Here is a 14386-nt window from a genome sequence, read left to right as displayed (position 1 = left end):
AGTCCTCAAGGGTAGGTGGGACTGCGTGTCACGTAGTCCGGGTGCGCGTCTCGGGAAAGCGCGTGCCCTGGCATCCTACCCACTCGCCGAACGAGATCACATGAGCTTCGTCGACTCCAGCGCCGCGAGCATCTTCTGGTTGCTGCGGATGAACGGACGGCGCAGCACGAGTCCCAGCAGCAGCGCCGGCAGGATGAAAGCGAGCAGCCAGCCGAGCGACACCCAGTAGTCGTTCTGGTAGATGCCGGCGATCGCCGAGCGCATCGCGTTCACCGCGTGCGTCGCCGGCAGGAACGGACTGATGCTCTGGAACCACTGTGGCAGCACCTGCAGCGGGTACGCCCCTCCCGATCCGGAGATCTGCATGACCAGCAGCAGCACCGCCAGCGCCTTGCCCGCGTTGCCGAAGGTGACGACGAGGGTGTAGATGATCAGCGTGAACACGAGCGATGCGACCCACCCGGCGAGGATGAGCAGGAACGGATGCTGGGGCTGCACCTGCGTGAACAGCACGCTGCCGAGACCGAGCAGCGAGCTCTGCAGGAACCCGACGACCGCGAAGATGCCGAACCGCCCGAGATAGGTCTCGGTGGGGGAGAGATCGGGAAGCCCGGTGCTGCCGCCGCGCGGCGGGTCGACGCGGATCGCGACCGAGGTCAGCAGCGCACCGACCCACAGGGCGAGCACCGTGTAGAGCGGAGTCATGGCGGCGCCGAAGCTGACGACCGAGTACACCGGCACCCGCGTGAGCTCGACGGGCTCGGCGAGATGCGCTGCGAGCGCGTGGGGATCTGCGCCGATCAGCTCGGTCAGCTCGGTCAGGTCGCCCGTGTCGATCGCGGTCGTGAGGGCCGAGGCGAGCTGGTCGAACCGGTCGGCGGTCTCGGTGAGCGACTCCGAGATGCCGGACGTGAGCCCCTCGGCATCCGTCAGCGTCGAGCCGGTCGACGACGACCCGGTGAGCGCCCCCGCGGCCGATGACAGATCGTCGCCGATCGAGTCGACCCCGCCGCTGATGCTCGCGAGCATCGACGCGAGGGCGTCGAGCTTCGGGCGCAGGCTGTCGGTGTACGAGCGCCGGGCGTCGTCGACGGCGGCCTTCGCCTGAGCGGTCAGCTGCTCGATCTCGGCGCGGGTGCTCTGGCTGACGGTGCTGGACGCGGTGATCTGCGCGGCGGCGGCGTCGAGGCGCTGCTGCAGAGCCGTTTGCCGGGCGATTGCGGCGTCGATGGCGGACACCGACGCGTCGAACGCGTCGAGCGCGCTCTCGGGCAGCAGCGGACGCACGTCGCGGACCAGCCCGTCACGCAGCGTCTGCAGCTGATCGATCTGCGTCTGCACTCGACCCGCCAGCGCGGTGATGGTGCGGGCGGCGCTCTCCGACTGCGAGTTCATGGTCGCGAAGACCTGGCCGATGCTCTCGGACACCGATTGATAGCTGTCGGACGTGCCCTTCAGGGCCGCGTCGAGCGACGACATGGTCGACGACAGCACGTCCTTCAGCGAGGCGGCTGCGTCTTTCCCGCCACCGAGCGCGCCGCGGGCGTCGCGCAGCGCGTCGCCGGAGGTGCTGACCAGCCCCGATGCGCTGTCGACAAGAGGTCTGCTCGAGGAGATGAGCGAGGTGAACATGTCAGCCGTCGCAGACCCCGCGCGCAGCTGCGCGGCCACCGATTCGACCCGTGCCTGCAGCCTCGACAGGGCGGCCTGGGTGTCGGCGTCGTCGAGGTAGTCCGACAGCGAGGTGATGATGTTCAGACCCGCTTCGCTGAGCGTCTCGGTGAACACCTCGTTGATCCTCTTCGTGACCTCGCTGGCGCCCTGACCGGTGATCTTCGGCGCCAGCGCGTTCTTCTTCTCGTTGAGGTAGTAGTCGATGCGCGTGCGATCGGCGCCGTTCGTGTAGAACGTCATCATGTCGGCGCTGAAGGTCGTCGGCAGCACGATCGCCGCGTAGTACTCGCCCGACCGGGTGCCGTCGATCGCGTCGTGCTCGGAGGTGATGACCCAGTTCAGGTCGTCATTGGCGCGCAGGGTCGAGACGACCTGTTCGCCGACGTTGATCCTCAGCGGCATGAGGTCGCTCTGATACCCGTCGTCGACGTTGGCGACCGCGACGGTGAGGTTGCGGGTGTTCTCGAACGGGTTCCAGCTGGCGATCACGTTGAACCAGGTGAACAGCGACGGGATGACGACGAGACCGAACAGCACGATGAGGGCCATCACGCTGCTCATCGCGCGTCGAAGGTCATGCCGCATGACGGCGAGGGCGTTGCTCACTTGTCGTCCTCCGTCGTGTTCGGCTGGTCGGGTTCATCGGATGCGAAGTGATCTGATGCCGGGTCATCGGACACCGTTTCGGGATGCTCTGCATCGGCGCGCTCGGGTTCCAAGGCGTGACCGTCGCCGGGCGTTTCCGGACCGTCCGCGGCGAACAGCTCGTCGAGGACGATCGTGTCGTCATCCGGACCGGGCTCGACGGCGACGTCGTGCTCCGGGGGTGCGTCGGGTCGGGCATCCGGATGCTCGAGCACGGCCGTGCGCGTCGTCGGGGCGGGGTCATCGTCGGCAGACACCGCTGCCGCTGCGGCATCGGCCGAGACAGCGGGGCCCACCGATGAGTGTGTGTCGCCGTCGGAGTCGGTCAGCAGCTCGCCCTCCGAGGAGTTCTCGACGGCGAGGGCGCGGCGCAGCTCGGCATCCGGCATCTCGCTCACATCGGCGGCCTGCTCGATGCTCTGCCTGATGTACTCGAGGGCGACGACGAAGCCGATCAGCAGCAGGCACCAGAGCGCGCCGAGACCGAGCACGACCGCCTTGGCATCCGGGACCAGCCATCCGCACAGCGCCAGCACGACCAGCCCTGCCGCGCCGACGAGCAGCGTGAGGCGCAGACGCGTCGTGTAGTGCTCGCCGAAGCGCCGCGCGCGCTGCGCGACATCGGCGCGGAACCCATCGCCGTCGGTCAGCGCCCGGATGATCTCCGGGGTGCGGCGGCGTCCGGTGATCTGCACGTCTTCGCTGACCATGAGCTCGGTCTCGGCAAGGCGCCGGTTGAAGAGGAGGGTGAAGTTGCCGAGCCGGCCGCGCAGGAACAGACCGAGCACCCACGCCAGCGCGACGAAGATCGCCAGCATGCCCATGAAGCCCCACCAGTGGCCGCCGTAGAACCCGCTGATGGTCTCGCGCATGGCGTCGATGCCGTAGGTGAACGGCAGGAAGGGATACAGCCCGCGGAAGAAGTCGGGCATCATCTCGATCGGGTACAGGCCCGAGGCGCCGGGGATCTGCACGATCACCAGCAGGATGCACAGGCCCTTCCCGACGATGCCGAAGCACACCGACAGGGCGTAGATGATGCTGAGGTAGGCGAGTCCGATCAGCACCCCGGTGCCGACGTACGCGAAGGCGTTCGCCGTCTGCACGCCGATGACGAGGTTGCCGACGCACACCAGCACCGCCTGGAACACGGCGATCGTGGCGAACAGCAGCCAACGGCCGACATACGCCTGGCGCACGCTGATGCCTTCGACACCCTCCCGGTCGACCTCGACCCGCATGATCACCATCAGCACGAAGGCGCCGATCCAGAGCGAGAGATTGGTGAACAGCGCCGCCATGGCCGAGCCGTACGCCGCCGTCGGGAACATCACCTTCGTGTTCACCTCGACCGGTGAGGCCATGAACCGCGCGATCTCGTCGGGCTCGAGGCCGCTGACCGTGCTGAGCTTGTTCCAGATCTCCGCCGATCCGAGAGCGAGCACGTCGGTGCGCACGGTGCCGAGCGCGGTCTCGGCGGACGCCAGGCTGCCGTCGAATGCCGTGAGGGCGTCGGAGGTGCCGGCGAGCTGCGTCTTCAACCCGCCGAGCAGGCTCTGCGCCTGGGCGACCTGGGTGCGCTGCGCGCCGAGGGCCGACGAGAACGCGTCGGCGCTCGCCGCGAGCTGCGACATCGCCCGGTTCAGCTGCGGGACGCTCTGTGTGAGGGCGTCGCGGATGGCGGTGGCCGAGCTCGCCGCCTGGCCGACGGCGCCGTTCACACTGTCGGCGGCGCCGGTGACGGCGGTGATCGTGCTCGACACGTCGGCGGTCAGCTGCGTGAGGTCCGAGAGCACCTGCTGATCGGCGGCATTGCGCTGCTGCAGCTCAGCGATCGCCGCGCTGAGGCGCTGCGCGGCGTCGGATCCGGGCTCGACGCTCTCGAGCGCCGCCTGCAGCTCGTCGAGGGCTGCGGCGTTGGTCTTGATCACCGCGTTCAGGTCGTCGGCCGTCGTGCCGACGGCGGCGTTCGCCTGCTGCAGCCCGGATGCCAGGGTCGCGATCGACCCGTTCATCTTCGCCGCGGCATCGGCGATGAGAGTCGAGCCGGACACGTACGCCGAGGTGACGCTGTCGGTGACGGTGAGCAGCTCCTGCTGCGCCTCGGCGGCGATCTGCTGCGCCTGCCCGACGGCCGTCTGCACCTCGCCGAGTGTGCGGTCGACCTTGCCGAGAGTGGCGGATGCCCGGTCTATGCCGCCAGCGGCATCTGCCAAGCCGGTCTGCAGACCCGCGAGACGATCACGAGCCGTCGAGACCTTGCCGGCCGCGTCGTCGAGTGCGCTGACCGTGGAGTCGCGTGCACCGGTGAGGCGGTCTTCGGCATCCAGCCCCGCGTCCTTCAGCTGCTCGCTGACCGCCTCGGCGACCGTCGAGACGAAGGTGCTGTTGATCTGGTTGTCGAGGGTGGACGCGCCCACATCGGTGATCTTCGGCGCGATCGCGCTGGCCTTCTCGTTCACGAAGTACTTCAGCTCGGGACGGGTGAAGTCGCCGGTCGTGATGCTGAGGAAGTCGTGGCTGAAGTCGGGCGGGATGATGATCGCCGCGTAGCTGCGTCCGCTGCGAACGGCATCCATCGCCTCGTCCTCATCGACGAAGTCCCAGCCGAGCTCATCGTTCTGCTTCAGCTCGCCGACGAGCTCGCCGCCGATGTCGATGTGACCGGTCAGGTCGGAGGACGCCCCCGCGTCCTGGTTGACGATCGCGACGCTCACCTGCTGCGTGTTCGAGTAGGGATCCCAGAACGCGACGATGTTGAACCACGCGTACAGCGACGGAGTGACGATGACGCCGATGATGATGATCCACGCCTTGCTGACGCGTGCCAGCCGGCCGAGGTCGCGGCGGTAGACGCTCCAGGCGTTCGGCTTGGCGTCGGTGTTCGTATCACTCACGCGGGGATCTCCGTGATGTCGGGGTGGGCGGTGAGCAGCTCGTCGGTCTCGCGCCACGATAGTCCGGCGATGCTCAGCACCGTGCGCACAGCGAGGTTCGCGGCCCCGCTGCTGGAGGCGTCGGTGCGCGAGACGACCGTGCGAGCAACCTCTTCGATCAGGCGCGAGAGTGTCGGGGCCGCGACGTCGGTGCGGAAGCTGCCGTCATCCTGACCGCGCTGCACGAGCTGCGCGACCGCTCGGCGCAGCGGCGCGAGAGCATCGGCGGTGTGCTCGACGTGGGCTTCGTCGAGGGCGAGCGCGGCGGCGAACTGCACGTGCGCGGCCTCCTGCCACAGACGAGCGGTGAGCCGGGCGAGGGCGATGCGGGCGTCGGCGTCTGCGGTCGACTCGGCGATGGCGTTGAAGCGCTGAGCGCCGGTGCTGATCAGCTCGCGGATCAGGGCGTCGCGGTCGTCGAAGTGACCGTACAGGGTGCGCCGGCTCAGACCCGCGCTGCGCGCGATGACGTCGACGCTCGCATAGGGGTCGAGTGCGAGCGTGCTGCGCGCGGCGTCGAGGATGCCTGCGCGGTTGGCGCGCGCGTCAGAACGAGGAGGGCGGGGCATCCCTCAAGAATAACTATGTTGCACACTTGTGTGCAACATAGATGGTCTGAGGGGGACGTGGGGATCAGTCGGTGCCGGAGTCGAAGGCCGCGCCCTCGGATGCCAGATCGACCGCCTCGGCGAACTGCTCGTCGTCGGTCTCGGACGCGGAGATCTCGGCGGCCTGACCCGCGGTGACCTTGCCGACCAGCTCGCCCGTGGCGCCGCCGACCAGGCCGAGGCCCGCGTACTGCTCGAGGCGTGAACGCGAGTCGGCGATGTCGAGGTTGCGCATGGTGAGCTGACCGATGCGATCGACCGGGCCGAATGCCGCGTCGCCCACGCGCTCCATCGACAGCTTCTCGGGACCGTACGACAGGTTCGGCGACACGGTGTCGAGGATGGTCCAGTCGTCGCCGCGGCGCAGACGCAGCGTGACCGTGCCCGAGATCGTCAGGCCGACCCAGCGCTGGATCGACTCGCGCAGCATGAGCGACTGCGGCTCGAGCCAGCGGCCCTCATACATCAGCCGGCCGAGACGGCGGCCCTGCTCGTGATAGGTCGCGAGCGTGTCTTCATTCAGGATGCCGTTGACCAGGCGCTCGTACGCGATGAACAGCAGCGCCATGCCGGGTGCCTCGTAGATGCCGCGCGACTTCGCCTCGATGATGCGGTTCTCGATCTGGTCGCTCATGCCCAATCCGTGGCGCCCACCGATGGTGTTCGCCTCCATGACGAGCGCGACCGGGTCGCTGTACTCGGTGCCGTTGATGGCGACCGGGCGCCCGCCCTCGAACGTGATCGTCACGTCTTCGGTGGCGATCTCGACCGACGGGTCCCAGAACTTCACGCCCATGATCGGGTCGACGGTCTCGAGAGACACGTCCAGGTGCTCGAGGGTCTTCGCCTCGTGCGTGGCGCCCCAGATGTTGGCATCCGTCGAATACGCCTTCTCGGCCGAATCGCGGTACGGGAATCCGCGCTCGACGAGCCACTCGCTCATCTCCTGGCGGCCGCCGAGCTCGGTCACGAAGTCGGCGTCGAGCCACGGCTTGTAGATGCGCAGCCGGGGGTTGGCCAGCAGGCCGTAGCGGTAGAACCGCTCGATGTCGTTGCCCTTGTAGGTCGAGCCGTCACCCCAGATGTCGACGCCGTCGTCGCGCATCGCGCGCACGAGCAGCGTGCCGGTGACGGCACGGCCGAGCGGGGTGGTGTTGAAGTACGTCTTGCCGCCCGAGCGGATGTGGAAGGCGCCGCACTGCAGGGCGACGAAGCCCTCTTCGACGAGTGCGGTCCTGGCATCCACCAGACGCGACTCCTCGGCGCCGTACTCGAGCGCGCGGCCGGGGATCGAGGCGATGTCGCTCTCGTCGTACTGGCCCAGGTCGCCGGTGTAGGTGAAGGGCACGGCGCCCTTCTCGCGCATCCATGCGACGGCGACGGAGGTGTCGAGCCCTCCGGAGAAAGCGATGCCGACCTTTTCGCCGACGGGGAGGGACTGGAGCACCTTGGACATGGATTGAAGTCTATCGGCGCTGCGGCGTGTCGCCCTGCCGGGTGGCAGAGGCACGCGCTGCACAGGAGATCGCGCGGAACGCAGGAGCATTCTGCCGAGATCCTCCTGCGTTCCATGCAGACTCCTGCGTTCCGTGCGCTCGGCCGGCCCCGCGACCCGAGTAGCGTGGAGGCCATGGGTCAGGCGGTGCTGTGGGGAGCGGTGGCGGCATCACCGCTGCTCGTCGGCGCACTGCTCGCGCTCGTGCGCAGATGGCCCGATCGCCTGCTCGGCATCATCCTCGGCTTCGGCGCCGGCGCGCTGATGGCCTCCATCGCCTTCGAGCTGTGGGAGCAGGGCGTTGAGCTCGCCGGCAATCTGCCGCTGATCATCGGCGTCGCAGCGGGCGCGCTCTGCTACTACGTCGCCGCCCGGATCCTCGATGCGCGTCAGGCGAAGAAGAAGACGGATGCCGGTGGCGGCTCGCTCGCGATCGGAGCGCTGCTCGACGGCATCCCGGAGCAGCTCGTGCTGGGCATCGGCCTCGCGTCCGGCGAGGGCGTCGGTGTGGCGCTGGTCGTCGCCATCCTCGTCTCGAACCTGCCCGAGTCGATCGGCTCGGCCTCCGACCTGCTGGCCGGCGGCATGCGGCGCAGCCGCGTGGTGCTGCTGTGGGCGGGAGTCACGGTGATCTGCGCGCTCGCGACCGTGGGCGGGTTCGCCCTTGCATCCCTCGTCGGAGACGGCTTCCGCGCCGGTGCCAATGGCTTCGCGGCGGGAGCCCTCCTTGTCATGCTCGTGGACTCGATGGTGCCCGAGGCGCAGAAGAAGGCGACGGAGTCGACCGGACTCGCGACGGTGATCGGGTTCGCGTTCGCGGCCTGGCTCGCGCTCGCCGCCTGAGTCGCGCGACTCTGCACGCGGCGGGGGCGCACACGATGCGCAGGAGATCGCTCGAAACGCAGGAGGATCTCAGCGGATCGCTCCTGCGTATCGAGAGAAGTCCTCCCTTTCGGGTGGGCGCTCAGGCCAGGCGCGCGGCGAGCCAGGCTGCCTGGCGCTGCCAGTGCACGCCCTGACCGCCCTCGTGCTCGTTGAACGGGTACTCGACCACCTCGGCCCCGCCTCGGTGGTGGTTGGCGGCGGCGTACACGGTGGACGGCGGGCAGATCGGATCCATCAGGGCGACCGAGTACAGCGCGGGCGCCTCGGCGCGAGAGGCGAAGTTCACGCCGTCGAAGTACGACAGGGTCTCGAAGGCCTGCGCCACGGCATCCCGATGCACCGAGAGGTAGCGCACGATCTCCTGGTACGGATCCGCGTCCGTCATCCCGACCGCGCGCTCGAAGTGGCACAGGAACGGCACGTCGGGCATCACCCCCACCAGCCCCTCGCTGAGTCCGGCAACCGCGAGCGCGATGCCGCCGCCCTGGCTGCCGCCGGTGACGGCGATGCGATCGGCATCCACCTCGGGGAAGGCGCGGACCGCGTCGATCAGCAGCACCGCGTCGGTGAACACCCGGCGGTAGTAGTACTGCTCGGGGTCGTCGATGCCGCGGGTCATGAACCCGGGCGCGGAGGCGCCGGTGCCGTGCGGGTCCGGCGTCGCGCCGCCCGTGCCCCACCCGCTGCCCTGACCGCGCGTGTCCATGAACACCCAGGCGTAGCCGGATGCGGCCCAGCCGAGGCGCTCGTGCGGCAGACCGCGCCCGCCGCCGTAGCCGTTGTACTCCACGACGGTGGGCAGGGGCCCGGTCGCACCGGCGGGCACGACGAGCCAGCCGCGCACGCGGTCGCCGCCGAATCCGCTGAACGACAGGTCGTACACGTCGACGAGCGTCAGCGGGGTATCGATCCGGGTGCGCTCGGCAGGCACGGCCAGCCGGCGCGACGACTCGAGGGTGCGCTGCCAGAACGAGTCGAAGTCGTCCGGCTCGGCGACGCTGGGGCGGTACGAGCGCAGCTCGGCGGGGGAGAGATCGAAGCGAGGCATGATGATCAGCCCGCCGCGATGAACAGGCGGCCGCCTCCGTTGATACGCACCGCGGCCGGGCGCGAGATCAGCACGGCGCGACCCCGCGGCACCGAGATGCTCTCATCGCCGGACGCCAGCTCGAACTCGCCGTCGGTCGCGAGGGCGATGGCGGGGCCGTCCAGCGCTATCTCGCCGTCGGCTTCGACCGTGTAGAGCTCGAACCCGGGATCGTCGGCGGTGTCGCGCTCGGTCGGACGGAGGACCCGGATGCCGTCGGACACGACCTGGGGAACCAGACGCGGGTCTCCGCCCTCACGCGCGTCGAGCACGCGGTCGAGCTCGACCGTGTCGATGTGCTTGCCGGTGAGCCCGCCGCGCATGACGTTGTCGCTCGGACCCATCAGCTCGATACCGGAGCCGCGCAGGTAGGCGTGGATGTTGCCCGCAGGCAGCCACAGCGCCTCACCGGCGCGCAGCGTGAGGTGCTGCAGCATGAGCGCACCGAGGATGCCGGGGTCGGCCGGGTGGGCCTCGGCGATGCGCGCGAGCAGCGCGAACCGGGCATCCTGAGCCGCGACGGCCGTCACCGCGGCGACCAGCGCGGGCAGGCTCTCATCACCGGAGAGCAGCCAGAGGAAGGCGCTGCGGATGCCGTCGACTCCCCCCAGATGCTGCTGCCAGGTCGACAGGGCCGCCGACGCGGCCGAGTCGTGGATCAGGCCGGCCAGCGTCTGCAGGTCGTCGCGCACGTCGGCGGCGGGGCGGAACCCGCACAGCGCCTCGAATCCGTCGTGCAGCGCCACGATCATCTCGGGCTTGGCATGAGGGTCCCGGTAGTTGCGGTGCGGCGCATCGACCGGGACGCCGAGGGCGTTCTCGCGCTCGAAGCCCTCCTTCGCCTGCGCGGTGCTCGGATGCGCCTGCAGCGACAGCGGCTCTGCCGCGCACAGCACCTTCAGCAGGAACGGCAGGGCGGCTCCGGTCTCGCGCTCCCACGCGTCGAGGGTCGGCCAGGGTGCCTCGCCGACGACCGCGCTCGGCGCGGAGGGGTGCGCGCCGAGCCACAGCTCGGCTTCCTTGCGCCCGGTCGGGGCGGTGCCGCGCACGTGCGCGACGCCGTCGACCAGACCCCAGGCGTAGTCGCGTGGCGTGTTGTCGATCTCGAGGAACAGGGGGGTCGTCATGGTGCGGCTCCGATCGGGTGGTCAGATGGTGGGCTCAGCGCGTGCGCTCGACGAAGCGCTCGTGCAGCGGATGCGCGGTGCCGAGCGCTGCCAGGGCCACGGCGCCGTCGAGGCCGGATCCCGCGGGCGGGACGAACCGGGCATCCGGGCGCTCGGCGCGCACGGCGTCCTCGAACGCCGAGCGGATGACGTCGGAGCCGAACACGCCGCCGATCGCTCCGATGGCGGCGTCGGCAGGCGCGTCGGTGACCCGCAGCGCGGCCAGGGCTGCGGTCGCGAGCTCGGCGGCGGCGTCGCGGCAGATGCGGATCGAGACCTCGTCTCCGGATGCCGCGAGGGCGGCGGTCGGTGCAGCGAACGACGCGACGGTGCGCACCCGATCCTCGGACGACTGCAGCGCGACGTACGCCGTCTCGAGGTCGGGCCAGCGCTCCTGCACGACCGAGGTCAGCGCGGTGGAGGGGCCTCGGCCGTCGTGTGCGCGCATCACGGCATCCAGCGCGGCTCTGCCGATCCAGTAACCGCTGCCGGCATCGCCCATCATGTAGCCCCAGCCGTCGACGCGAGTCGAGTGCTCGGGGCCGACGCCGAGGGTCACCACTCCGGTGCCCGCCGCGACGACAGCGCCCTGCTGGTCGCCGAGCACCCCGAGGAACGAGGTGACCGAGTCGTGGGTCACGACGATGCGGTGCACCTCGGCGAGATCGGGGTGCTGCATCAGCGCATCCGCCTCGACATCGGCGGAGGTGAGACCCGAGACGCCGAAGGTCACCGTGTGCGGTGCCTGCGAGGTCACGCGCGTGACCTCCGCGACGACGGCCGCGAGCTGCGCCAGCAGCGGCCGGTCGGTGAGCACACCCGGGAACAGCCACTCCTGGGCCGTTGCGTCGGTCGCGGTCAGGCGGGTCTTGATACCCGTCTGGCCGGCGTCGATGGCGAGAAGCGTGTGCTCGGGCAAGTGGTCCCCTTGATCGTCGAAGGTCGCGCCGCGCGACCAGAAGCCAGCGTAGGACACCGCCGCCCGTCCGGGAGACGAAGATGTCAAGCCCCCTTCGCCGCAGGTGCGAAGACGATGTACTGGTCGCTCACTCCGCCCCCAGCGAAGGAGAACACCGTGACGTCCCTATGGCTCGACGACCAGCGTGAGCGCATCGCCTCCGACACCTTCGAACCCGGCGCGCGCTACGACGCGGTCGTCGCCGGAGCGGGGATCACCGGGCTCACAACCGCCCTTCTGCTGGCGCGAGCGGGACTCTCGGTCGCCGTGCTCGAAGCGCGCTTCGTGGGGGCGGTGTCGACCGGCAACACCACGGCGAAGCTGAGCCTGCTGCAGGGCAGCGTGCTCTCGGGCATCCTGTCGCGCGGGTCGAGCCACGTGCTCAAGGCGTACGTCGAGGGCAATCACGAGGGTCAGGCGTGGATGCTGCGCTACCTCGACGAGCACGGCGTCGCCGTGCAGCGCCGCGACGCCTTCACGTACGCCGGCACCGCCGACGGAGTGAAGAAGCTGGATGCCGAGTTCGAGGCGTGCCGGAAGGCCGGCCTCGAGGTCGAGCGGGTCGACACTCTCGACCTGCCGTTCGAGACGCACGGAGCGCTGCGCCTGCCCGACCAGGCTCAGTTCGACCCGATGGACGTGCTGCGCGCGCTCGCCGCAGACCTGCGCGAGCGCGGCGGGGTGATCATCGAGGGCGCCAGAGTCAAGGACGTCGACACCGGCGAGCCCAGCAAGGTCACGACCTCCCTCGGCGAGGTGTGGGCGGGCACGGTGGTGCTGGCCACGGGCATCCCGATCCTCGACCGCGGACTGTACTTCGCCAAGGTGAAGCCGATGCGCTCGTATGCGCAGGCGTATCGCGTGCCGGGCGCGGCGCTGCCGCAGGGCATGTACCTCTCGATCGATTCGCCGAGCCGGTCGCTGCGCACCGCACCGGCGGGCGGCTCCCTCGACGGGGCGGTGGGCGGTGAGGAGCTGCTCGTCGTCGGCGGCAACGGCCACGTCGTCGGCCGGGAGGACGACACGCAGCGCCTCGTCGACGACCTCGAGCAGTGGACTCAGCGGTACTTCCCCGGTGCCGAGCGCACGCACGCGTGGTCGGCGCAGGACTACCAGTCGATGAATCTGGTCCCGTTCGTCGGATGGATGCCGCGCACCGGCAAGCACATCGCGCTCGCGACGGGCTACAACAAGTGGGGCATGACCAACGGCGTCGCCGCGGCGCTGAGCATGACGGCCGACATCCTCGACGGCAACATCCCGTGGGCGAAGACCCTGCATCACCGCATCACCCTGCCGAAGGACATCGCCAACAGCGTGGTCGCGAATGCGCAGGTGGCAGGGGAACTGGCATCCGGATGGGCGTCGAGCCTGCGGTCGCTGCCGGAGGACGTACCCGCCGAGGGCACGGGCGTGGTGGGCGCCGAGGAGAAGGAGCCGGCCGCCGTCTCCACGGTCGACGGCGTCACATGCCGCCTCTCGGCCGTCTGCACGCACCTCGGCGGCATCGTCTCGTGGAACAGCGCCGAGCGCTCGTGGGACTGCCCGCTGCACGGCTCGCGCTTCGCCGCCGACGGCACGCTGCTCGAGGGCCCCGCGGTCGAGGACCTCAAGGCGATCGACGAACCCGAACTGCCGGGCGACGAGCACGTGCCGGTGGACGAGCTGCCGTAGGGCCGGTCAGCTGCAGGTCGGCCTGCGCGCCTGAGATCCGGAAGGTGCGCCGAGATGCGGATGCCTGCGACCAGCGCATCCGGATCTCGGGCGCTTCGCCGGATCTCGGGAGCCGGAAGCAGCGCCGGGAGCCCGGGGCCCGGCGCCGGGAGCCCGGGGCACGGGCGCCGCTGCTCAGAAGCCCGGGTACTCCCGCAGCCGCTCCTCGAACTCGGCGCGGTCGGCGTCCGGCAGCACGCGGCGGGCGAAGACGACGAGCTGGATGCCCTCGAGCGGCTCACCCGTCTGCGCGGCGATGGCCTCGCGCTGTGTGCGGAACTCCCCCGTCGGGTCGTTGGAGAGGTCGTACGCGTACGCGTAGAAGCGCATCGGGTCGGGGTAGGTGTCGCCGTAGTACTCCCAGGTGTGCTGCCTGGAAGGCTCGGTGGAGCCGTACAGCTTCGCGACCATGTCGGGGGAGATGCCGGCGTCGATCTCGTTCAGCGGGTATAGATAACTCATGCCGCGCTCGAGGAGCACCTCGCTGATCGCCTGCATGACCTGCCGCTTGCGCGCGTCGTCCTGCACGGGCTGCTCTGTCGTCCACACCGTCGACGTGTACTTGCGCAGCATCGACTCACCGCCGTACCCGTTGCGCTCGGGGCTGACATCCACCGCGCCGCTCTGCACCCACGTGTAGCCGTAGCGATCGCTCAGTCGCTCGCGGATCGCGGCCATCAGGGCGTCGCCCTCGGCCTGCACGCCCTCCAGGGAGGGACCGCTCAGGGCATCCTGCGGCGAATAGTCCTTCACGCCGGGATACGCCTCCTCATGCCGCTGCTGCTCAGATTTCGTGCCGTCGTACGCCTGCGTCGCCGAGGAGTACAGGGCGCCCACGGCGCCCACGGTCGCGACGTTGCAGACGAGCGAGACGGCGAGGGCGATCGCTCCCAGCATCCGTCCGCGGCGGGTCAGCATCGCCGCCACGATCACGCCGACGATCGCCAGCTGCAGCACGAGCAGCGTCACGCCGTACAGCGCATCCGTGCCGCCGGCGAGCATGAGCAGCAGCAGGATCACGGCGAAGATCACCGTCGCCGAGATGGCGGTGAGCCCGACCCCGTTGACGCCCTGCTTCGCTGCGGTCGCCGGATCGGTGTAGGTGACCCCGGATGCCGTGGGCAGGCCGGCCGCGGCATCAAGACCGCCCCGTGCGCGAGCAGCTCCCGCGTAGCCGCCGGCCGGGGGAAGGGGAGGCGCTCCCTCGGAGCCGCCCACG

At 69.9% G+C, this 14386-nt stretch carries 10 protein-coding genes; 2 read left to right on the top strand and 8 right to left on the bottom strand.

The window, feature by feature from the left end; all coding sequences use genetic code 11:
- Positions 1-96: 96 nt before the first annotated feature.
- From ACIPV2_RS08950 to argG, 4 genes are all read right to left on the bottom strand, one after another.
- Entirely contained in the window at positions 97-2280 is a 2184-nt protein-coding gene (locus ACIPV2_RS08950; RefSeq protein WP_400840448.1) for a YhgE/Pip family protein, read from the bottom strand.
- Entirely contained in the window at positions 2277-5216 is a 2940-nt protein-coding gene (locus ACIPV2_RS08945) for a YhgE/Pip family protein (RefSeq protein WP_400840446.1), read from the bottom strand. The genes ACIPV2_RS08950 and ACIPV2_RS08945 overlap by 4 nt, the downstream gene beginning before the upstream one ends.
- A complete protein-coding gene (locus ACIPV2_RS08940; protein WP_101187791.1) occupies positions 5213-5824 on the bottom strand; it encodes a TetR/AcrR family transcriptional regulator in 612 nt (203 codons plus the stop codon). Before ACIPV2_RS08940 ends, ACIPV2_RS08945 begins: the two co-directional genes overlap by 4 nt.
- Before the next feature lie 64 nt (positions 5825-5888).
- Positions 5889-7319, bottom strand: a complete 1431-nt coding sequence (gene argG / locus ACIPV2_RS08935; RefSeq protein WP_400840443.1) for an argininosuccinate synthase — start codon at positions 7317-7319, stop codon at positions 5889-5891.
- 174 nt (positions 7320-7493) lie between these two features.
- Here argG and ACIPV2_RS08930 point away from each other — a divergent pair, with 174 nt between their 5' ends.
- A complete protein-coding gene (locus tag ACIPV2_RS08930) occupies positions 7494-8201 on the top strand; it encodes a ZIP family metal transporter (protein WP_400840441.1) in 708 nt (235 codons plus the stop codon).
- Between the two features lie 121 nt (positions 8202-8322).
- Here the strand turns inward: ACIPV2_RS08930 and ACIPV2_RS08925 are convergent, their stop codons facing one another.
- From ACIPV2_RS08925 to ACIPV2_RS08915, 3 genes are read right to left on the bottom strand one after another with little or no spacing between them, the layout of a single operon-like run.
- Entirely contained in the window at positions 8323-9291 is a 969-nt protein-coding gene (locus tag ACIPV2_RS08925; RefSeq protein WP_400840439.1) for an acetylxylan esterase, read from the bottom strand.
- 5 nt (positions 9292-9296) lie between these two features.
- Positions 9297-10457: a mannose-6-phosphate isomerase, class I gene (manA, locus tag ACIPV2_RS08920; protein ID WP_400840437.1), complete on the bottom strand. Its 1161-nt coding sequence runs from the start codon at positions 10455-10457 to the stop codon at positions 9297-9299.
- Positions 10458-10491: 34 nt separating this feature from the next.
- On the bottom strand, positions 10492-11472 hold the full coding sequence (locus tag ACIPV2_RS08915; protein ID WP_400840435.1) for an N-acetylglucosamine kinase: 981 nt from the start codon (positions 11470-11472) through the stop codon (positions 10492-10494).
- Positions 11473-11529: 57 nt separating this feature from the next.
- Here ACIPV2_RS08915 and ACIPV2_RS08910 point away from each other — a divergent pair, with 57 nt between their 5' ends.
- Positions 11530-13128, top strand: a complete 1599-nt coding sequence (locus tag ACIPV2_RS08910; RefSeq protein WP_400840433.1) for an FAD-dependent oxidoreductase — start codon at positions 11530-11532, stop codon at positions 13126-13128.
- Positions 13129-13302: 174 nt separating this feature from the next.
- Here the strand turns inward: ACIPV2_RS08910 and ACIPV2_RS08905 are convergent, their stop codons facing one another.
- Positions 13303-14385 carry a hypothetical protein gene (locus tag ACIPV2_RS08905; RefSeq protein WP_400840431.1) on the bottom strand — a complete coding sequence of 361 codons (1083 nt, stop codon included), beginning with the start codon at positions 14383-14385 and terminating at the stop codon, positions 13303-13305.
- Position 14386: the final 1 nt, after the last annotated feature.

It is taken from the genome of Microbacterium sp. NPDC089987 (genome assembly GCF_044748505.1).
In the GTDB taxonomy this organism is placed as follows: Bacteria; Actinomycetota; Actinomycetes; order Actinomycetales; family Microbacteriaceae; genus Microbacterium.
This window is presented reverse-complemented; position numbering and strand designations above follow the sequence as displayed.

What these genes read in the sequence shown, in the direction of transcription:
- ACIPV2_RS08940 (WP_101187791.1), bottom strand. Translation starts at nt 5,824, where the DNA reads ATGCCCCGCCCTCCTCGTTCTGACGCGCGCGCCAACCGCGCAGGCATC.
- argG (WP_400840443.1), bottom strand. Translation starts at nt 7,319, where the DNA reads ATGTCCAAGGTGCTCCAGTCCCTCCCCGTCGGCGAAAAGGTCGGCATC.
- ACIPV2_RS08930 (WP_400840441.1), top strand. Translation starts at nt 7,494, where the DNA reads ATGGGTCAGGCGGTGCTGTGGGGAGCGGTGGCGGCATCACCGCTGCTC.
- ACIPV2_RS08925 (WP_400840439.1), bottom strand. Translation starts at nt 9,291, where the DNA reads ATGCCTCGCTTCGATCTCTCCCCCGCCGAGCTGCGCTCGTACCGCCCC.
- manA (WP_400840437.1), bottom strand. Translation starts at nt 10,457, where the DNA reads ATGACGACCCCCCTGTTCCTCGAGATCGACAACACGCCACGCGACTAC.
- ACIPV2_RS08910 (WP_400840433.1), top strand. Translation starts at nt 11,530, where the DNA reads ATGTACTGGTCGCTCACTCCGCCCCCAGCGAAGGAGAACACCGTGACG.